Genomic DNA, 19,426 nt, shown 5'->3' with positions numbered 1-19,426 from the left:
GTTTGTTGATAAATAGTTAAACTCCTGTGAGGTGTTCTAAACCTGCTTCTATAATATCCAAACCCTTTCGCAAAAGATCCTTTCCGATCACCAATGGGCTGAGGATTCGTATCACGTTGCCATTCACGCCGGCATTGATGACGATCAGTCCATGTTGCGCACACCAGGCGATCAGCTTTTTGCATAGTTCTCCATCCGGTTGAAAAGGGTCTTTTTCCCGAACCAGTTCAAAGGCCATCATCGCGCCAAGACCCCGAACATCACCGATAGCCGGGAATTTTTGTTGAAAGCCTTCGAAACGTTCCCTGACTATTTCGCCTACCTGCACGCCGAGCGCATTGATATCGATCTCTTCCATATAACGAAGTGTAGCCAGGGCGGCCGCTGAACAGACCGGGTTTCCTCCGTAAGTTCCCCCGATAGTGGAAGGACTGCAGGCATCCATGATCTCCGCTTTTCCCAGGACTGCCCCAATCGGCATTCCACTGCCCAGGGATTTGGCCCAGACGGATAAATCGGGTACAATATCATAATGCTGGTAAGCCGCCCATTTGCCGGTCCTTCCGAATCCACTCTGGACCTCATCCAGGATCAGGAGTATTCCATATTTCGTACAGATCTGCCGCAACCCTTCCAGGTATTTTCTGGGGGCAACGTTAAAGCCTCCCTCGCCCTGGACCGGCTCGATGAGAATCGCAGCTACCTGTTGGGCAGGCACCTGCACCCGGAAAAACTCTTCCAGTTCCCGTAGATGAAAGTCCGAAAATTCGTCCAGGTTCAGACCACTGCCGTACCGGTAATAATCGGGGAATGCTATCCGGTAGACTTCGGGGGCAAAGGGCCCGCAGCCCAGTTTGTACCCTACTTTGGAGGTCAGGGTCATGGCCATGAGCGTCCTGCCATGAAAGGCATTGTTATAACAGATCACGGCAGGTCTTCCCGTCGCCTGCCGGGCGATCTTGATCGCATTTTCCACGCTTTCCGCACCCGAGTTGGTCAGCATGACCTTCGTCTGCGGCCCATGTGGAAAAAGCGATACCAATTTCTCAGCCAATTGCATATACTGATCATAGGTAGCCACATTAAAACTGCAATGGATGAGACTGGCAGCCTGTTGGGTAATCGCCTCCACCACGGCAGGAGGGCAATGCCCGGCATTGACCACACCGATTCCTCCGGCAAAATCGATCATTTCCTTTCCATCCGCATCCATGATAATACTGCCATTGGCACTTACGGCAGTAGAAGGATTAAAGATCCCGATGGCATCCGGTACGTATTGTTTTCTCCGGCTCAGGATTGCTGCTGATTTTTCCATAATAACAAGTGTTCGTTAAGACAATGATTTTATTAGATTCGCTGCCACCATTTCTGCAGCCATTCTTCCTGTCTGGGCCGCTCCATTCATGTATCCCTGAAACTCTCTGCTGACATGTTCTCCAGCAAAATAGATCTTACCGACCGGTGCTCCCTCCCACCCCGCTAATGTAGACCATTGCCCCTTTTTAAATACGCTGTAACCGGCTTTACTATAAGGATTACCAGACCAGCAATATTTCATTTTTTTCCCGTTATAGGCAGCACCCGCACCCGGATAGATCTGATTCAGCGCCGGAACGATCTGACCGGCCAGGATTTCTTCCTTGGTCATTTGTACCCAATCTGCAAAATTACCGCCGCCAAATACGGTAAAGCTTCCCACCTGTTCCGATTGCGCCTGTGAGCTATCCCATCCGCAGCCAAAGGACAGGTCGGTGAAGGTATAACCTTGTGTTCCTGCCTGTCGCCAGGGTTTGTCTTTCACACCCATGATGAATTTGCAGCTATTGCCATAACCGATCTCATCGATGCATTTTCTTTTCCATTCCGCCATGGGCATATTCCAATGGATGGAACGAAGAATGGTAAATGGCAGCGCCAGAATCACCTGATCCGCTATTTCAATGCTCCGGTTGCCCTGTTGCTCAAAATGAAGGCTGTATCGCCCATCTTCCTGCTGACCGATCTCCACCAGCTTCTTTTCCAGTTGTACCTGGTCTTTCAATCTTTCGTACAGGGCATCGGTAAGCCGTTGACTACCTCCTTTGATCTTGATAACTTCGTGATCCTGTCCGAACAATTCATAATCCTTGTCCGCGGGAACAGGCGCCTCGAACATGATGAGAAAATTAATAGCCGATTGTTGTGAGGACTCCATGCCGTATTCCCTGGTTAGTACCAGGTCCAGGAATTTGAACAACCAGCCTCCGATCCCGATCGACTGAAGGTATTCCGTTATCGATTGTTCATCGAATACCCGGAAAGTTTCCGCCGTCTTATAACTGATGGCGGAGGGCAAGGAATGAATGTCTTTCAATAACCGTTCCGTATAGGGATGAATGGCATCCCGCAGATCTTTTTGCCCCAACCGTCTGCCTTCAAACCAAAAGGTTTTAGGCACCAGGGTGTCCAATCGTAAATCATACGAGTCCAGGTCCAGTTCTTTTAATAATTGCAGGATATCGGTGTGGGTCGTGTCTACAAATTCCCCTCCTACATCCGTGGTAAGCCCCTCTCCAAACTTGTCCTTTAGGGTCAGCATCCGGCCTCCGACCCGGTTTGAGGCTTCGAACACAGTAGCTAAAATATTGGCCTGTTTTAAGTGGTAGGCCGCATGGAGGCCTGCCATGCCGGCGCCGACAATAATTACTTTTTCAGCTGTAGCCGCGGGGTTTTTGCCCAACCCCGCCTTAACGAGGGAAGGAAGCAACATCCCTCCGGCAATACAGGCAGAATCCCGTAGAAACCGTCTGCGGCCTTTGTTATTGATTCCGGCTGTTTCAGATTCTCTCTTATTCGAATCTTTCTCATCTGTAACTACTTTTCTTTCAATGGGTTCCATTTTTCCGTCATTTTTCCGGCCATTCTGGCTTACGGCCTCTGCAAAGGCTTTTTGCAGCAAAAATGTCAATGGATTACGTGCCATATCAAACCCCTCATTTTTATAGCTTTTTAGATCATTTACATTAGGTTCGATTCCAATTTATGCTGCCATTTTGGGCCAACATCCACCTGATATGCCGGGGACATGCGACAAAGTAGCCTGATGGGGACATGCGATAAATTTTAAATGAGAGCATGGCACTATCCTTCCCGGCTGTTCCGCAACGCATAGAGTATTGAGTTCGGCACGCGACACATTTATAGGGAAAGCGTGACGAACTCCTTCCTGGCTGTTCCGCGACGCATAGAGTATTGAAGGGGACATGCGACAAATTTTATATAGGAGCATGGCACCTTCAATACCCCGGATTTTGTTCAACGACCCCATTGGTGGCGGCCACCTCTCTTTGAGGAATAGGCATGACGGGCTGCACATCAGTCCCCAATATATCCCCTACTTTTCCGGTACGGGCCAGGTCGAATAACCGGTGCCCTTCAAAATTCAATTCCGCTCTTCGTTCATCCAATACAGCGCTCAACCAGGTACCGTCATCCGGTACATCACCCGCGGTAATTGCGCTCATTCCTCTGCTGGTTCGAAGGGTATTGAGATCCGCCAAACCCGTAACTCTTCCGTATGCTTCGGCCCGTATCAGGTAGATTTCGGCCAGACGGATGATGTAGGCTGAATTGTCTTTGGTCGTTTCGCCCCGGTACTTTTGCGTACGGCCATCCGGTTGAATACTTACGTCCACATTGGTAAAATCTACCAAGGCTCCCCTTCCATCATCCGGACGTCCCTGAAAAAAACTGTTGAGATCTGCAGCGGCCAGGAAGAGAACTTCTGAACGAAGGGCATCCGGGCGGGCATAAGTTGCCGTATTATAGAGGCTTTGATTCTGCTGGTCGAAGACCAGCTCGAATATGCTTTCACTGGTCTTTTTGGTGGTATAGATCTTTGCAAAATCAGTAGGGCCTAACAACCCGAAATTACTATCGCCGATCACGTCCGTGGCCAGGGAAGCTGCATCCGCCTTATCACCGTAATACAGGAAGACTCTCGCCAGTAAAGCTTTGGCTGCCGACAGGGAGCCATATTGACTGCCGTTATAGGTAGTAAAACCGGCAATGGCTTTTTGCAGATCGGCAATGATCTGTTTGTAGGAATCGGCTACCGAACTCCGTGGTATGGCCACTTTAGGCGAGTCGGGAGAGGTGACGACGGCTATTCCGTATTTGGAGGATTGATCCCAATGCTGCCCAAAGAGCCGAAGCAGGTCAAAATGCCCCAATGCCCTGACGAATAGAGCCTCTGCCATCGTATTGCTCTTTTCATCATCTGCCAGCCCGGGCACTTTATCAATATGGGAAAGGATCTTATTGGCGGTGTAGATACTGTTATAGATGGCGATATAGGTGTTCTGCACATACAAATTAGATACCCCAACAGTCCGGGAGGCGATATCATTCAGATCGATCACATCATACCCTCCCGTTGTGCCATTATCGGTATAACATTCCACCAGCAGCGGAAAATAGGCGCCATAATAGTTTTTATTCTGGAGAGTGCTGTACATCCCGATCTTCGCGTTCCGCAAACCGGCTACGCTGGTAAAAACATCGGCATCCGCAACCTGGTTGGGAGATACGACATTCAGGATTTTTTTGCAGGAGGAGAAACAAAGGACCAGGATGAACGCGGGGAATAGTAACCGGATCAGATTTTTAGGCATTAGTGATTTATTATTGTAGAGCATACCTGTTTTTTTAGAAGTTAAAGTTTACGCCGAAGGTGAAGGTCCTGGCCTGCGGATAGGCCGCATAGTCCACACCTGCGGTTGTTGGGGAGCTGCCCCCATTGGAACTTACTTCCGGATCAAACCCGTAATATTTGGTCGTTACCCAGAGATTTTGCGCCTGCAGGTATAAACGCAATGAATTGTAGATCCCCTGTTTGTGCGGCTTGAAGGTATAACCGATATTTAACGTACGGATGCGGAAAAAAGAAGCGTTTTCGACGAACTGTGAGGAGTTCTGCATATAGTTAGGGAAGATCAGCGAGGCCCTGGGGATATCGGTCTTATCCCCCGGTTTTTCCCAGCGTTTGTTCACGATCGTGGCATTATTTGCATAGACCTGATAGAGATCATTATTGGCACCCCATCCGCCATTGCTCCAACCCAGGGTCTGATAGGTGGTACGGATCAGGTTGTATACCTTGTTACCGATGCTGAATTGAGTGGCTACGGATAGGTCCCAATGTTTATATTTGAAGTCATTGGTCCACCCTCCGAAATAATCCGGGGTTGCCTTTCCCAGAATTTGCTCGTCTTTATCATCGATGACGCCGTCTTTATTCAGATCTTCGAATTTAGGATTGCCGGTTCCCGGATCGACCCCCTGGTATTTAATACCCCAGAAGCTGCCTTCCGACTGGCCAACTTTCAGAATATGCGTGGGGAACAGATCTGTATAGGCGCTCAGCAATTCACCATCGGTATACAGGGATTTGATGGTATTTTTCAGATAACTGATATTAAAATTCATGCTCCAGGTAAAATCTTTGGTTTTGACCGGGTAAGCGGTCAGCGACAGTTCCACTCCTTTATTTTCAATATCCCCGAAATTGGTGGTGATGGAGGAGAAACCAGACGTACCCGGGAGTACGGCCTGGGATAATAATTTGGTACGGTTGCCCTTGAAGAATTCAACGGAACCGCTGAGCTTTCCTCCGGCTATTTCGAAGTCGGTACCTATATTGAACATTTTATTCCGTTGCCAGGTCAGCCCCGAGTTGCCAATGTTGGACGGTTTTAAACCTGCTGTCCCGTCATATCGTCCAGGTCCCCAATAACTCTGGTATTGAAAATCGCCTATTTCCTGGTCGCCTGTCAGTCCATAACTGACGCGGAGCTTCAGATTGGTCAGCCAACCCGAATGCTCCAGAAATTTTTCTTTGGAGAGTACCCAACCGGCAGAAAAGGCGGGGAACAGCCCCCAGCGGCCGGAAGGATCGAAACGGGAGGAACCGTCATACCTGGCGCTCAGGGATAACAGGTATTTGCTGTCATAATCATAATTCGCTCTTGCTAACAAGGAAGCCAAACCCCATCCGAAATTGCTGACAGGGGCCGATATTACGGTTGTCGCGCTGCCGATGTTTTCCAGACCGCTGCCTTCGGGGAAACCCTGTGCGCGGATGGAGGTTTTTTCATAACGGGAGGATTGAACGGAAAATCCTCCCAGGGCCGTCAGGTGATTTTTTTCACCAAAGTTTCCCTGATAGGTTACTGTGTTCTCATTGAGCCAGGTCATTCCCCGGTAAGTTCCTTTGGTGGCCTTGCCTCCCACCGTTTCGCCATCGGTGGTGAGCGGATCGAAGAACTGGTCGTCGATCAGGCTGGTATAGTCGGTAGTAAAGGAACTACGGAATTTTAATGGTTTGAGCAGGTCGATATCCGTGAATACGGTACCAATAAACCGGTAATTGGTGGTAAAGGCCTTTATTTTTTCGGCGGATTTGACCGGATTATCGCTCAGCCAGCTGGCCTGATATTGGGTGAAGTCGGCATAACTGCCATCCGGATTATGGACCGGCATCAGCGGGGAGGCCCCGATGGCATTGGTCACGATCCCCGTATAGGTATCGTCGTTAAAACTCCTGCGGTTTCGGCCATAGGTAAAGGCTGCATTGGCACCTATACTTACCCGGTCGTTTACTTTGTTGTCCAGGTTAATCCGGAAGGATGCCCGTTTGTAGTAATTGTCAATGACGATCCCCTGCTGATCGAAATAGTTGCCGGCCATAAAGAATTTTGTTTTATCCGTTCCGCCGCGTACGGACAATTGTAAATTTTGAATGGGAGCGGTACGAAAGATCTTATCTAGCCAATTGGTATTGACGCCCGTATTCCAGGAATCCGGCAAGGGATTGGTGAGCACGGCAGGATCGAAGCCGGCGGGAAATTGGGTAGGATCCTGGTTAAATAAAAGAAGATCCTGTTTGCGGGCATCTTCTTCAAGGGCTACAAAACCTTTACTGTCGAGGAAAGGAATTTTACGGGCCACTTTCTGAATACCGGCAAAACTGTTCAGGCTGAATTCTGTTTTGCCGTTCTTCCCCCGCCGGGTGGTGATCAGTACGACTCCGTTAGCCGCCCTGGCCCCGTAGATAGATGCAGCAGAGGCGTCTTTCAAAATCTCGATGGATTCGATATCATCCGGGTTGATATCACTGATTGAGCTTACATTCTGACCGCTTCCCATTTCATCCCCGTCCGTATTATATGAAGTAGACAGAGCCGAATTGCTTTCACTGATCATCGGCACTCCATCCACCACATAGAGCGGGTTATTCGCACCTCTGACGCTTACCAATAAGCCGGCTCCCGGCGTTCCCGAGGGAGAGGTGACTAATATCCCGGCAACTTTACCCTGGATGCTCTGAGCCAGGTTGGATACAGGTTGGTCTTTAAATTCCTTATTGCGGATAGAGGCAATTGCTCCGGTAATATCGCTTTTCTTTTGTTTGAGATATCCGGTCAGGACAACATCTCCTAACAGGCTGACGGATTCTTCCATATGTATGGCAAGCGTGCCGGAGGCTGCCGAATAACTTATTTGTCTGGTGGCATAACCTACAAAACTGCAGATAAGGACACCCGTGGAGGAATGGCCATGAAGAATAAAAACTCCGTCTCCATCGGTTTGGGTGACTTCGTGGGCAGCCAGGGCTGCTCCTTTTACCTGGACAGTGACTCCGGGCAGGGCAAGGCCATCCTTACCTGTTATTTTACCCTTTAGAAGAAGCTCATTGGTCTGGGCAGACGCCGGTAAAAATCCTGAAACCGTAAGGATACTTACTGATAGCCATAGGAAAAGTTTATGGTTCATATGCAGTGATTGGTTTAATGAATAAGCAGTTAATTAAACAAATTATCAAAAAATAATATAAGACTTTTTTCCAAAGAATAAATATCAATAAGTCAAATGAGTCAGAACATAAGTCAAATAAATTTTACAAAAATGTGTTTAGTTATTAAGGATCAATACAGTTAATTTGGTCAAATTTTAGTAGATTCATTGGTCAGATTATGACTGCTGTTTATGGACTTTGGGGAGGAAATCCGGAATAAATATATATAATATTTTATAATACGAATTAATGTATTTATCAGAAAAGATTAAAAAGGCGATCGAAGGGCATCCGGCCATCGGATCTGCTTTAAAAGGCAATAGCCGGGAAGGGAACTGGAGCAGGTTCACCCGGACACAATTTAACCTGATTGCCCGGGCTATCAATAAACAGGTGAGCCGGGAAGTGCAGACCAATTCGGATCTGGTGGAGATGAACCTGATCATTGGAAAACAACAACTGGAAAAACAACTGTTCTCCAAACAGTTCCAGGATGTATATGATTTTACGCGTTATCTCGGAAACCTGCGGGAATACCAGGTGTTCAACTGGATCAGCGGAAAAACGCTGCAGAGTTATTGGAATGGCGGGGAAGCCAAGTTCATAAAAATTAATGTGCTGCTGGTATTTTTGCAGGTGCCTTATGCTGATTGGGACACCTGGCAAAAAGAAAAAGGCAAACCTGCGGAGGATTATGGTTTTAGTTTGTCCAGAATGCCAGCGACGGCTATGAGCTCCGGAAAATCTTCTTTATCGATCATTAAAACGTATTACCTCGGAAACTACTTTTTATATTACCAGAAAACCGATGGGAGTAAACATATTATTAAGACGCCCTTTATCCTGAGGGAAGCGGAAAACGGGCAGGTATTCGTAAAATCCGTTTCGGAAGGTCACCGTTACCGGGGAAAGGTAACTGGTATCCGGGATGGTTGTCTGTATATAGATTGCCAGAACCTGGATTTTGAAGAAATGGAACAATATGTATTTAATATCGGCCTGGAGACCAAACCCCAGGTTTTATTCGGGGTATCGAATACAGTTAGTGTTAAGAATCGCCGTGCCGTTGCCTTGAAGAATATCCTGGTTAAACAGCCTGGCAACGATCCCGGATTTGACAATATCCAGGAAACAGAGATCCCGTTTACGAAAAAATATGCTTCGCATACAGAGGAAGCAGTTGTGGTCAGTTATCTGAAACAAGCTGCCAATAATATCATCATAACACCCAGCTGCTGCAACCTGGATGATCTGGCAGCATTTAAGGAATATTGATAAAATTGGTTTGCTTAATAAAAAATGGAAGAAAAATTTGTCACATATTGATTATTTATATGTTTTGGCACCTATCTTGCCGTCTGAGAAATTGATTGCCATTGAAGTATACCCAATTTGTAAAAGATAATATCCAAATCAGACCGGATGAAGGCATATTTTATATCGGGCATAGGGGCAGACCATCGTTTTTTTAAATATATCAGGCTGCCGGAGGGCGTGGAAATGATCCCCATAAACTGGAAGTATCCCAGCCCCGGAGAAAGTCTGGCGGACTATGCCATGCGATTAAGTGAACAGATTGATACTGGCGGCCCCTTTGTGCTGGTTGGCCTTTCACTGGGGGGCATCATGTCCGTTGAAATTGCTAAACGTATCCCCCCGGTTTGTACTATTCTGATCAGCAGTGTTCCGGTTTCCGCTCAGTTGCCTTTGCATTTTAGAATAGCACAACGATTGAACCTCCTGCAAATGATTCCTCCCACCCTTTTAAAACATGCTGCGATCATTAAACGTTTTATTAGCAGCGAATCTCAGGAAGACAAACAAATGATCCGGCAAATGATAAGGGATGGCGACAACAGCTTTATAAAATGGGCCATGCAGGCAGTATTGGAGTGGAAGAATGATAAAATCCCCCATCCGATCTGGCATATTCACGGAACCAGAGACGAGGTCTTTCCTATCAGCCTTACCCACCCAACCCATATTATTCCCAAAGGAGGTCATTCTCTGGTCATCAGTCATCCGAAAGAAATAAACCGGTTTTTAAAAGAGATATTGGATAATTACATTTCGACCAAAAAACACAATGCCAATAATACATTAATTCCTGGCAAGGATTAACGATTTTCCCTTTAAATACATCCATCGCAACGGTTAGCCTGATTAGGAGTGGTCATTTTATTATATAAACTAAAATCAGTCAACTCATGGATGTATTTGATTCTCTGTTTTTTATTCTCGGCGGTTTTCATCCGTTGTCAGAAGAATTTCAAAATGATTTTCGCGCGGTAGTTAAAGTGCAGGAATTTGAAGAAGGCGAATACCTGCTGAAAAAAGGAAGTGTTTGTGAGCACATGCACTTTATTTTAAAAGGGATGGTTCAATGTTTTGAAGGGACAAAATCAAAGAAAGAAATTCTCTGGTTTATGATCGAAAATGAGATCCCCATTTCCAAAACGAGTTTTTACACCCAAAAACCAAGCGAAGAAACCATTGTAGCGATGGAGGATACAACGGTTCTCTCCCTTTCCTATAAGGACCTGGAAGAACTCTACCGGAAACACGTGGAATTTAATATCAATGGTAGGAAACTTACGGAAGTGTACCATATCCGCAGCCTTTTAAAAACCAGGTTGCTAAGTTTTCAGCGCTCAGAAGATCGTTATAAGCTATTTAAAGAGCACCGGCCCGAATTAATCAAACGGATTAAGAATCAAGGCGAACTTGCTTCATTTTTACGTATGAAACGCGAAACGCTTAGCCGGGTAAAAGCAATTGTTGACAATTCGCAAAAGCTGGGAAAATCAAAAAAATAATATCATTTCTTTTTTGAGCATTATTATTTCCGGAAGAAAGGATCCGAAGGAAAGGATCGTCGGCGGATATGAAATCCTTTTTAGCATATAAGGGTTTCAATCCGCCGTCCCTTTTTACCATCAGACTTCTTTATCGTTTTTTTTAAAATTCACTCCGCAATTCATTTTAATCCTCCTGATTCAGACAGGACAGTTACCCAATTTTCAGTAAATAAAAAACTGTCAGGTTTCCAATTCCCTTACCCATAAGAGTATCTGTCGAGGTAAAACCTCCAAATCGTCACACCGAAAGATCCAATTCATCAAATTAAAATGTCCAAATCGTCACAGCATCATTTGACGATTTGGAGGTATCTTCTGTGACATCAATCAATCTGGGAGGGCTGTTTTCGACTGTACTTTTGATTTCCGGAGGGCAGAAGTTCCTGCGGGTGAAAAGAAAGATTGTCGCCAAATAGAAAAACGCTGTGTCATGCTTTACTCAATCAACTGGTATAAATATTCAGTTTTTTTTGGCATCCGGAGACGGATTGCCAGAAAAACTGACCTTTCCGGGGGCCCCGGGTCCTGTGAGACTGGGCCCGGGAAACCCGGATCGAAAGAAGATTTATTTCTGCTTTCCAATTCGCTGAAGGAACAATTGGAACCAGGCATCCGCGATGCCGCCATTAAAAAAAAGGAAAAACAAGAGCTCTTATCCCTCCTCCGGTCTATATTAAAAAAGAATATTGCTCTTTCCAGTATGCATGCCTACCCGTTCCGGGTGGCTATCAACAATTTTATCGATTCAAAAACAAAAAAATACTGCTCCATTCACCTGGATAAGGAAGAGCTGTTAAGTCTGTGGCATGAAGCAGGCTGAGTGGAGCAGTATTTTTTATGCTAATCATTATTCATTAATCTTAAAAATGTAAAACATGAAGCGAAGAACCGCTCTCCTGACGGGAAGCTTTTGTATTGGCCTGACTGCAGGTTTATCGGCCCAGTCGGGTAGTCCACCGGGCCGGGATGGCCTCAGCAATTTTTTATCGACGGTCATCCGCCTTTCATTAGGAAACGAGGCTGCACGGGCAGCAGCGCGCACAAAAAAGTATGCCCGGCCAAATGTGAGCATAGATTCGTCGGCTCCGACGGCTCATGCAAGAGCGCCGGCAATGATCAGGGCAAACGACACCAGCCGGTGGGTAGATAGTATCCAGGAGGCAGGTCAGTTGCCAACAGCCGACAGTCTGTTATTCAAGGGATATTCTTATTCCCTTTACCGAAAAAAGATGCTGCAGGCAAAAGGAAGTGATTGGCAAAGCTGTTGCGAGAAAGTTGTTGCCGCCAAACGGAAGGTCTATTATCTAAGCGACCGGACATTTAAGATGGTCTTTCAGGTAAAGGGAATTTATACCCGGAAGGAGCTTCTGTTTTTTCAATTGGCTATTTGCAATCATTCCCATTTGGATTATGATGTCGACTCTATTCGTTTTTTTATAACGGATACCCGCGGCTCCAGGAATGCCCGGCCAGCCACCCTTGAATTGGCCCCCTTGTATTTTTATGGGAACGGACGGACGATACCCGGAAAATCCCGCGAAGACGCAGTGGCAGTCTTACCCAGGTTCACCTTGCCAGCGTCCGGCAGATTGGTAATCCAGGTAATAGAAAAGAATGGTGGCAGACATTTACAAGTAGAGGCAAATAATTTTGCCATAGTCAATGCCCGGGTAATTTAAATGACAACGATTAATCATGCTAAAACAAAAAAAATGGTGAAAGAAAACCTTACGTATCTACTGGAAAATTTAAAATATCTCGGGTTTGGAGAAAACAGTCCGCTTACCGATGATTTAAAAGCGGAAGTAGCCAAAAAAAATAAAGAATTCCAATTGGTTTATGAGACCTTTTACTCGGGTGACCATAAACTTGAAGCGGTTCTTTATTTCAAAAAAGGTGACCAAAGCGATATCTATTTTTTTAATAAATATTACGCCTTGCTTCGCTGCGGCGATGACCCGGAGCAGGACAAAGGACAGACCTTCTATATCAGCAAGGGAATTGGGATCACCTGTAAGGAAGCCTTCAATTTGCTGCAGGGAAGGGCAGTGTATAAAAATCTTATCAATAAAGATGGCGTGAAATACAATGCCTGGGTCCAATTGGATTTTTCCGAAAAGACCATGCATAACAATTACAGAACCAACCAGATATTCGGGTACCAGTTTAACATCGAGCAGGCCCTTCAGGAGCATCCCATTGTGGAATTAAAAAAGGAGGATCAAAAAACCCACCTAATCAGGTCCTTACAGCGAGGGAACCTGCAAATGGTGGCCTTGGATTATGGGATAAAAACGGAAAAAGGATTAATCACAGCAGATCCGTTTAATAGCAAGATCAACATTTACAAAATAACCAATGGAACGGATAAAACTACCCGAAGAAAAGGGACCAACGTTATGCCCGAAGCAGAAATCAGCCCGGATCCCGATGACGGATTCGATCTGGAATGGGAAGATGAAAAGCAGCCGGAAGACGAAGGAGTCCTGGAAGCCGGGCAAACACAGGAAACCCGGGAAGTCCTTGATCCATCGCAAGTCAATGAACCGGAAAATTCTGTTTCAGTGAAAAAGCCTGCGAAGAAAAGAACCCGGAAAATAGAATGATACCGCTGGCAATACTACGGTTTTCTAAACATTATTTCTCAACCCGTCTGCGGCCGGTCATAGACCGGTCGCAGACACAAAACAAAAACACCAGGGGTTAGTAATATATCCGTACCCTTCTTTTATTTACCCCATTCATTTACCATTTTCATTTACCCATCCATTACGATTTTTATTTACCTTTTTCATTTATATAAAACATTTACTTAAAATTTTGCCATGAGTTTTAATGCCTCTGTTATTGCAAAAAACGGCGTTGCGATCATCTCACATTCCCTGTTAACTCCTGTCGATCCTGCTAATCCTGCCAATAAACTAAAAAAGGATGCTGATTTACCGGACACTCTTTTTATGTTGAATCAGTATACCACCGTTTCTGTTTCCGAGAATTTACGTATTCAAAACAAAAAGATTGGTGAATTAGTCGAGGAGTTTAAAGTTACGCATGACGATCTGAAGAACAAACAAATTGATTTTCCGGTCTGCCTTAAAAAATTAGCGAATTTCTTAAAAACGAAGATTGAAAATATGCCAAATAAAGATTTCCCTATGGAGGAAACCTCGATATTGATCACCCATTATAATTATACGACTACAAAGACCTATATCTGTAAATTCCGTATAGGGCTTCGTCTTCACCCAACACACAAATATGAGGTTCCTGCCCTGTTACGGGGAGCCGTCCAATTTCCCGGAAGGATCGCCTGTATCGGTCAGGGAAGGTTTTCAAAAAATATTCTGGGCCGGATGGAAGCTATCCTGGTCAAAGACCTGGCCACAAGGATCAACCTCTTTAGCATGGACCTGCGTACATCAGAACTTTCCCTTAGGGCAGATTTTTTGAAATCGGTTATCAAAGACCCCCTCTACCTCGATCTGTTCTCCGGAAATCTTTCCCGGTTCCATAAATTTAAAATGAACCTCCCACAGGCCATTCGCCTCGCCACGATACTTGCCTTTCTGGAAAAAGATTTTCAGGGTTTTGTTCAGAACAATCCGGGTGCCAAACATTTTATACGGCTGGTGATTATTGACAGGGAAGGATATAAATCAATCTCGCTTTAAATATAGGGAGGGCATAAAAAAAGGCCACCTTTTCGGGCAGCCCTTTTATTTGTACAATGAACGATTAAGAAAGTACAGTGATCAGGCCTTTAATGATCGCGCCCAATTTCACCCCTTCAAAAACCCTGGATTCAGAGCTTCCATGTTGTAACACGGATTTCTCATGGGAGCTGACGCACATTTCACAGCCATTGATCGATGATATGACCAGGCTGGCCAGTTCAAAAAATTCCTTACCCAGCACCGGACTGGCCATAATACTCATTTTAATACCGGCAGGCTGATTGTTATAAAAATCTTTTTGCATAAAATGCCGGAACCGGTAGAATACATTATTGGTATTCATCAGAGAGGTGCAGGCGATGATCTCGGCGATCTCGGCTTCAGAAGCCCCTGCCTCTTTCACCAATCCGGTAAAAGATTCCTGTAAAGGAACGAAACGTTCATTCACCGCAACGGCTAATGCCAATAACAGGGCTTCCTTCCGGTCCAGGTATTGAGTATTGTTCAGCACATTTCCTACATTGATCTTTAAATCCTTGATGAAACGCCCTTCTACCGTCAGCAAAGCCTGTACGTTCGCAGAAGGTTCGTAATCAGGAATATTCAGATCCCTGAGCAAGTTGATAAATGTTTCATTTGATATGGTTGCTGTTGCACTCATGTTATTTATTTTTAATAAAGGCCTAATTAATTAAGACTTAATTGTGCCGTCAGGGTTTCTTCACCCTTTTTCCAGTTGCAGGGGCATAACTCGTCGGTCTGTAAAGCATCCAATACACGGATCACTTCCTGTACGCTACGGCCTACATTCAGGTCATAAACGCTAACCCAGCGGACGATACCCTGAGGATCTATGATAAAAGTTGCACGGTAGGCTATTTTTTCTTCATTATCCAGAATCCCCAATTCTTCCGCCAGGGATTTGGAAGTATCAGCCAGCATGGGGAATTTAAGATCGCGCAAATCTGCATGATCCCTTCTCCAGGCAGCATGGACAAATTCAGAATCGGTCGAAGCGCCGATCAGAACTGCATCGCGGTCGGTGAATTCGCTGTGTTTTTTATTGAATTCAGCTATTTCCGTTGGGCAAACAAAGGTAAAATCCTTTGGCCACCAAAACAAAACGGTCCATTTGCCTTCCGAAATCGCATGCTCATTGGTTATCTCCGTAAATTCTTTGCCTTTTTCGATAGAAACCACTGCTTTTTTCCTGAATGCAGGAAACTTTTCACCAATTGATAAAACTCTGTTGGACATATATTAAATTGTTTTTAACGTTTAAAAAAATTCATCCCTAATAAATTTCATCCCTTTAAATGAACCTAATTTTTCAATGGAGCTCAGGTAAAGAGCTCATTTTGCAGGCAGGCTTTCGTCGTAATATGTTATCGTTTACCGGAGCTTGGCTGACTTGAAGCTTAACTTACCGGGCGATCGGGTGAGTGCAAAGATAGGTAAGTTGCTCATAGGCAATGATCATTGTTTTCTATAATCTGATAGACAAAATCTATATTAATTGAAATAGTTTGCCTAACTTTCCTTCCGATGAATTACTATACCATTAGTGCGGGCCCCTTGCTGGCAGACTATGTACGGTATTTCTGGGTCCTGGAGGGAGATCCTTCCTGCGACGGACCAGGAGACGGGACCTATACACACCGGAGTATGGCCTGTGGCTGCCCGGAACTTTGTTTTCATTATCAGGGGACTTTTGTCGAACTGCTGGAGGGAGATAAAACCGAAAAATCATTTTTAACAGGGATCAATGGCCAATCCCAGTATTTCCGCCGGTTCCGCACTTCGGAAACCTTCGGGTTATTCGGCGCCTTTCTGTATCCTTTTGCCGTTCCTCTTTTATTGGGAATCCCGGCTGCCACGATCAGTAATCTTATGGTAGATCTGACGAGTTTGTTAGGAAAGACGGGAGATATGCTCTCTGAAAAAATGATGGTGGCAAAAGACAATAAGGAGCGAAGCCGGATCCTTGCTGATTTTTTGGAAAGCCGGTTGAATGCGGCCGGTTCCTCCCGGGTAATCCCCGCTATCCGCCAGATCGTCCATACAAAAGGACTTCTGCCAATCCATTCCCTGACAGATCAATTCTTTCTTTCCAAACGTCAGTTCGAAAGGGCTTTTTCCCAGTATGCCGGTTTCACCCCTAAGTTATTTTCCAGGCTCCTGCGTTTCGAAACGGCATTGGGGGCCTATAACCATACCGGTAAATCCCTGACGGAAATTGCTTACGATTGTGGGTATTATGACCAATCCCATTTCATTCATGAGTTCAAGGAATTTTCCGGCCACCATCCCCGGCATTATTTTTCCGGAAATGCGGAAGGGACCGGATGGAGGGATTGCTAATGCATTGTCTTGTTCATTTTTCGAATGATGACGTTGGAGAATAACGCGGCACCTCCTTTGGAGAAAAGTTCGAGTCCGCCTTGCTGCCCCTTTGGAAATACGAGATCCGTTACTACATATTCACCGCCGTTGACAAAAACTTCTACCAGACATTGATCGGCCAGTATTCGAAAATGAAACCGGTCCGAAGATCCGCCAACCTTAACCGCATCCACACTGGAGAACGCATCGCTGAATTCCGTTTGCCCGGATTTCGTACGATCCAGCAGCACCTCTGCTTTTTTCCTGTCCAGCGAGATCACCGTCTTTTCTTCACCGCTTTTATATAAGAAAAGTCCGGCTTCCTCTGCATTATCCAGTTTAAGATCGAATTCAATATCCAGGGAAGCGTCTCCGGTGGCCGGCAATTCTTTGATCCCGTCATTGACCACCAGATTCCCTAAATTTTGAATATCCTTTGCCATAGGGGTAAGTTCTTCAACCGGGGATTGGATCAGCCGGAAGCCCTGCTCACCGGTTTTTCTTAACTGAAGACTCCTGGGGGTTGCATATTGTCCCCGGAATCCTTTGGTTGGAATATCATTGGCATATTTCCAGTCATTCGCCCAGCCTAACAAAATCTTTCTTCCATCTGTTGCCGGCAGGTCATTAAACGTAATCCCGGCATAGAAGTCCTTGCCATAATCTACATACAAGGGATAAGGATTGGGATCTACGGTAAAAGAATGGCCATTAAAATCACCGACAAAATACTGCATCGCTACAAACCCTTTTTGCGCATGCCCTGCAGAAACGGTTAAGACCCATTTTTTTCCGTTGTTTACTTTTACGCCATTACTCCCCTCAGTTTTACTTCCTACACTCTTATTTTCCGCAACGTTACTCTCCTCAACGGGGGCCTCAAAAAGATCGGGGCATTCCCATACATTATCCATATTGCCGATACCGCCGAATTCGCTGAGGTATTTCCAGTTCTTAAGATTTTTTGATTCGTAGAACCGGATCCTGTACTGATCGGGTTTGGAAACGGCCATGACCCATTTTTTCTCCGGATAATACCAGAACACCTTGGGATCCCTGAATTCGGTGGAATGAATATCCAGGACCGGATTACCCTTGTACCGTTCCCAGGTCTTCCCATCGTCCAGGCTAAAGGCTATGCTTTGATGCTGCGCCTGTTTGTCAATATGCGAAGTGAAAATGGCCACCAGTGGAGTTTGTCCTTTTTTACCGAAACCGGAGGTGTTAAAACTATCCACTACCACACTACCACTGAAAATCATCGTTACACTCCCATCCTTATTGGAAAATTCTTTGATGGCCAGGGGCTCCTGTTCCCAGTGAAAAAGATCAGTGCTGCTGGCATGGGCCCAGCTCATATGGCCCCATTTGTCTCCATACGGGTTATATTGGCAGAACAAATGATATCTTCCCTTATAATAAACAAGACCGTTCGGATCGTTGATCCAGTTGCTATCCGTGGTGAAATGGAAACCTGGACGGTAGGTTTGGGCATTTGTAATTTGGGCGTTTGCCGTTTGCGCGTTTGTCGTTTGGCCATTCGTTGTTTGGACATGGACGAACAATGCCCCTGTTAACAGGATGGAAGCCAGGATGAATAAGCGTGCGGTCATAATTTTACTTTACGGGCAGTTACCTTACGGTCAGGAAGTTTCTTAAAGGTATCTTTTTCATTGCCATAAACCACAAAACCACTCGTTTGTCCATTTTTGCCGCTTTCAAAAGTTACATGAATAAGATCGTGTTCGTTAAGGAAAAACTCGGTGGGTGAAGCTGCCTTTAAACCAAACCGTTGTTTGGGAGGCAGGGCTATTAATTTTCCGTCCTCCACCACCATTTTGAGGGTATCCTGTTTGGCATTTATGTAAGATCCTTCATAACCTTTCAACACGGCGGATGAAACCGGGACTTCCTGGTATTTAAATTTCTTCTGTGCCAGGAACCAGGTATACAAGGTGTCATTATTGTAGGTGGCTGTCCAGCTATCATGATTGGCCTCCGGATAAATTGTAAATTTTACGTCTTTGTTATAGGGCTTCAGCGCATCGATCATTCGTTGCGAAGAAGCTATAGGTACCGAATTATCCAGTGCGCCGTGAAAACACCATACCGGCATGTGTGCCAGTTTCCAAACCTTGTCGGTCTCCCCTCCTCCGCAGATCGGAGCGATGGCCGCAAATACCTGCGGATATTTTTCCGCGAGACTCCAGGTGCCAAACCCGCCCATACTAAGACCGGTCAGGTATACCCGCTCTTCATCCACCCTGTACTTTTTCTTAATGTCCCCGATCAAATCGATAAGCACTTCAGGCTGCCATCCTTTTTGCTGCAAGGTCTGGGGAGATACAATGATAAATGGGAATTGTTTGCCGCCTTCCACCAATTTGGGAGGTCCGTGTTTCTTTACTTTTTCGAGATCCTCGCCGCTTTCGCCGGAACCATGCAAAAAGACGATCAGGGGCCAGGACTTTGCCGTATCGGTTGTATAGCCTTCCGGCAGATAAAGCAGATAACGGGTCTCCTGTATGAATTTTTGGGCGGTTTGCTGCGCATTGGTATAAAAAAGGATCAGGAAAAAGGATAGGAACAAACTGATCTTTTTATACGGACTATTTTGAAGGTACTGGCGAAGGCTGTTTTTCATGGGCTGGCGAAGGTTAATTTTCATTTGACGT

At 45.6% G+C, this 19,426-nt stretch carries 16 protein-coding genes; 8 read left to right on the top strand and 8 right to left on the bottom strand.

Annotation, left to right across the window (positions count from 1 at the left end; translation table 11 throughout):
- Positions 1–16: 16 nt before the first annotated feature.
- The 4 genes from ACX0G9_RS05535 to ACX0G9_RS05520 all read right to left on the bottom strand — a co-directional run bounded on the left by ACX0G9_RS05535 (position 17) and on the right by ACX0G9_RS05520 (position 7,815).
- Entirely contained in the window at positions 17–1,318 is a 1,302-nt protein-coding gene (locus ACX0G9_RS05535) for an aspartate aminotransferase family protein (protein WP_459063865.1), read from the bottom strand.
- 15 nt (positions 1,319–1,333) lie between these two features.
- Entirely contained in the window at positions 1,334–2,965 is a 1,632-nt protein-coding gene (locus ACX0G9_RS05530; RefSeq protein WP_459063864.1) for a flavin monoamine oxidase family protein, read from the bottom strand.
- Positions 2,966–3,278: 313 nt separating this feature from the next.
- Positions 3,279–4,679, bottom strand: a complete 1,401-nt coding sequence (locus ACX0G9_RS05525; protein WP_459063863.1) for a RagB/SusD family nutrient uptake outer membrane protein — start codon at positions 4,677–4,679, stop codon at positions 3,279–3,281.
- Between the two features lie 10 nt (positions 4,680–4,689).
- On the bottom strand, positions 4,690–7,815 hold the full coding sequence (locus tag ACX0G9_RS05520) for a SusC/RagA family TonB-linked outer membrane protein (RefSeq protein WP_459063862.1): 3,126 nt from the start codon (positions 7,813–7,815) through the stop codon (positions 4,690–4,692).
- 271 nt (positions 7,816–8,086) lie between these two features.
- Here ACX0G9_RS05520 and ACX0G9_RS05515 point away from each other — a divergent pair, with 271 nt between their 5' ends.
- The 7 genes from ACX0G9_RS05515 to ACX0G9_RS05485 all read left to right on the top strand — a co-directional run bounded on the left by ACX0G9_RS05515 (position 8,087) and on the right by ACX0G9_RS05485 (position 14,366).
- Complete coding sequence (locus ACX0G9_RS05515; RefSeq protein WP_459063861.1) at positions 8,087–9,112, top strand: hypothetical protein; 1,026 nt, start codon at positions 8,087–8,089, stop codon at positions 9,110–9,112.
- Positions 9,113–9,259: 147 nt separating this feature from the next.
- Positions 9,260–9,958, top strand: a complete 699-nt coding sequence (locus tag ACX0G9_RS05510) for an alpha/beta fold hydrolase (protein ID WP_459063860.1) — start codon at positions 9,260–9,262, stop codon at positions 9,956–9,958.
- Positions 9,959–10,044: 86 nt separating this feature from the next.
- Positions 10,045–10,653: a Crp/Fnr family transcriptional regulator gene (locus ACX0G9_RS05505; RefSeq protein ID WP_459063859.1), complete on the top strand. Its 609-nt coding sequence runs from the start codon at positions 10,045–10,047 to the stop codon at positions 10,651–10,653.
- A gap of 472 nt (positions 10,654–11,125) precedes the next feature.
- Entirely contained in the window at positions 11,126–11,515 is a 390-nt protein-coding gene (locus ACX0G9_RS05500; RefSeq protein ID WP_459063858.1) for a hypothetical protein, read from the top strand.
- Between the two features lie 55 nt (positions 11,516–11,570).
- Positions 11,571–12,374 carry a DUF4138 domain-containing protein gene (locus ACX0G9_RS05495; protein WP_459063857.1) on the top strand — a complete coding sequence of 268 codons (804 nt, stop codon included), beginning with the start codon at positions 11,571–11,573 and terminating at the stop codon, positions 12,372–12,374.
- 33 nt (positions 12,375–12,407) lie between these two features.
- The gene (locus ACX0G9_RS05490) at positions 12,408–13,301 is read left to right on the top strand and encodes a hypothetical protein (RefSeq protein WP_459063856.1); all 894 of its coding nucleotides are present in this window, start codon (positions 12,408–12,410) and stop codon (positions 13,299–13,301) included.
- Positions 13,302–13,520: 219 nt separating this feature from the next.
- The gene (locus ACX0G9_RS05485; RefSeq protein WP_459063855.1) at positions 13,521–14,366 is read left to right on the top strand and encodes a hypothetical protein; all 846 of its coding nucleotides are present in this window, start codon (positions 13,521–13,523) and stop codon (positions 14,364–14,366) included.
- Positions 14,367–14,430: 64 nt separating this feature from the next.
- On the opposite strand, the gene ACX0G9_RS05480 is transcribed toward ACX0G9_RS05485, so the two are convergent.
- Positions 14,431–15,030, bottom strand: a complete 600-nt coding sequence (locus ACX0G9_RS05480) for a carboxymuconolactone decarboxylase family protein (RefSeq protein ID WP_459063854.1) — start codon at positions 15,028–15,030, stop codon at positions 14,431–14,433.
- 26 nt (positions 15,031–15,056) lie between these two features.
- Positions 15,057–15,626: a peroxiredoxin gene (locus ACX0G9_RS05475; RefSeq protein WP_459063853.1), complete on the bottom strand. Its 570-nt coding sequence runs from the start codon at positions 15,624–15,626 to the stop codon at positions 15,057–15,059.
- Positions 15,627–15,914: 288 nt separating this feature from the next.
- Between ACX0G9_RS05475 and ACX0G9_RS05470 the strand changes: the two genes are divergently transcribed.
- Positions 15,915–16,730: a helix-turn-helix domain-containing protein gene (locus ACX0G9_RS05470; protein ID WP_459063852.1), complete on the top strand. Its 816-nt coding sequence runs from the start codon at positions 15,915–15,917 to the stop codon at positions 16,728–16,730.
- Here the strand turns inward: ACX0G9_RS05470 and ACX0G9_RS05465 are convergent.
- Complete coding sequence (locus ACX0G9_RS05465) at positions 16,727–18,364, bottom strand: glycoside hydrolase family 32 protein (protein ID WP_459063851.1); 1,638 nt, start codon at positions 18,362–18,364, stop codon at positions 16,727–16,729. The two genes, ACX0G9_RS05470 and ACX0G9_RS05465, sit on opposite strands and share 4 nt — an antisense overlap.
- Positions 18,361–19,419, bottom strand: a complete 1,059-nt coding sequence (locus ACX0G9_RS05460; RefSeq protein WP_459063850.1) for a carboxylesterase family protein — start codon at positions 19,417–19,419, stop codon at positions 18,361–18,363. Before ACX0G9_RS05460 ends, ACX0G9_RS05465 begins: the two co-directional genes overlap by 4 nt.
- Between the last annotated feature and the right edge of the window lie 7 nt (positions 19,420–19,426).

The sequence above is a fragment of the Flavitalea flava genome (assembly GCF_054461575.1).
This window is presented reverse-complemented; position numbering and strand designations above follow the sequence as displayed.

Bases quoted from the DNA above. Each gene is read 5' to 3' on its own strand.
- ACX0G9_RS05535 (WP_459063865.1), bottom strand. From the start codon at position 1,318: ATGGAAAAATCAGCAGCAATCCTGAGCCGGAGAAAACAATACGTACCG.
- ACX0G9_RS05530 (WP_459063864.1), bottom strand. From the start codon at position 2,965: ATGGCACGTAATCCATTGACATTTTTGCTGCAAAAAGCCTTTGCAGAG.
- ACX0G9_RS05525 (WP_459063863.1), bottom strand. From the start codon at position 4,679: ATGCTCTACAATAATAAATCACTAATGCCTAAAAATCTGATCCGGTTA.
- ACX0G9_RS05520 (WP_459063862.1), bottom strand. From the start codon at position 7,815: ATGAACCATAAACTTTTCCTATGGCTATCAGTAAGTATCCTTACGGTT.
- ACX0G9_RS05515 (WP_459063861.1), top strand. From the start codon at position 8,087: ATGTATTTATCAGAAAAGATTAAAAAGGCGATCGAAGGGCATCCGGCC.
- ACX0G9_RS05510 (WP_459063860.1), top strand. From the start codon at position 9,260: ATGAAGGCATATTTTATATCGGGCATAGGGGCAGACCATCGTTTTTTT.
- ACX0G9_RS05505 (WP_459063859.1), top strand. From the start codon at position 10,045: ATGGATGTATTTGATTCTCTGTTTTTTATTCTCGGCGGTTTTCATCCG.
- ACX0G9_RS05500 (WP_459063858.1), top strand. From the start codon at position 11,126: ATGCTTTACTCAATCAACTGGTATAAATATTCAGTTTTTTTTGGCATC.
- ACX0G9_RS05495 (WP_459063857.1), top strand. From the start codon at position 11,571: ATGAAGCGAAGAACCGCTCTCCTGACGGGAAGCTTTTGTATTGGCCTG.
- ACX0G9_RS05490 (WP_459063856.1), top strand. From the start codon at position 12,408: ATGGTGAAAGAAAACCTTACGTATCTACTGGAAAATTTAAAATATCTC.
- ACX0G9_RS05485 (WP_459063855.1), top strand. From the start codon at position 13,521: ATGAGTTTTAATGCCTCTGTTATTGCAAAAAACGGCGTTGCGATCATC.
- ACX0G9_RS05480 (WP_459063854.1), bottom strand. From the start codon at position 15,030: ATGAGTGCAACAGCAACCATATCAAATGAAACATTTATCAACTTGCTC.
- ACX0G9_RS05475 (WP_459063853.1), bottom strand. From the start codon at position 15,626: ATGTCCAACAGAGTTTTATCAATTGGTGAAAAGTTTCCTGCATTCAGG.
- ACX0G9_RS05470 (WP_459063852.1), top strand. From the start codon at position 15,915: ATGAATTACTATACCATTAGTGCGGGCCCCTTGCTGGCAGACTATGTA.
- ACX0G9_RS05465 (WP_459063851.1), bottom strand. From the start codon at position 18,364: ATGACCGCACGCTTATTCATCCTGGCTTCCATCCTGTTAACAGGGGCA.
- ACX0G9_RS05460 (WP_459063850.1), bottom strand. From the start codon at position 19,419: ATGAAAATTAACCTTCGCCAGCCCATGAAAAACAGCCTTCGCCAGTAC.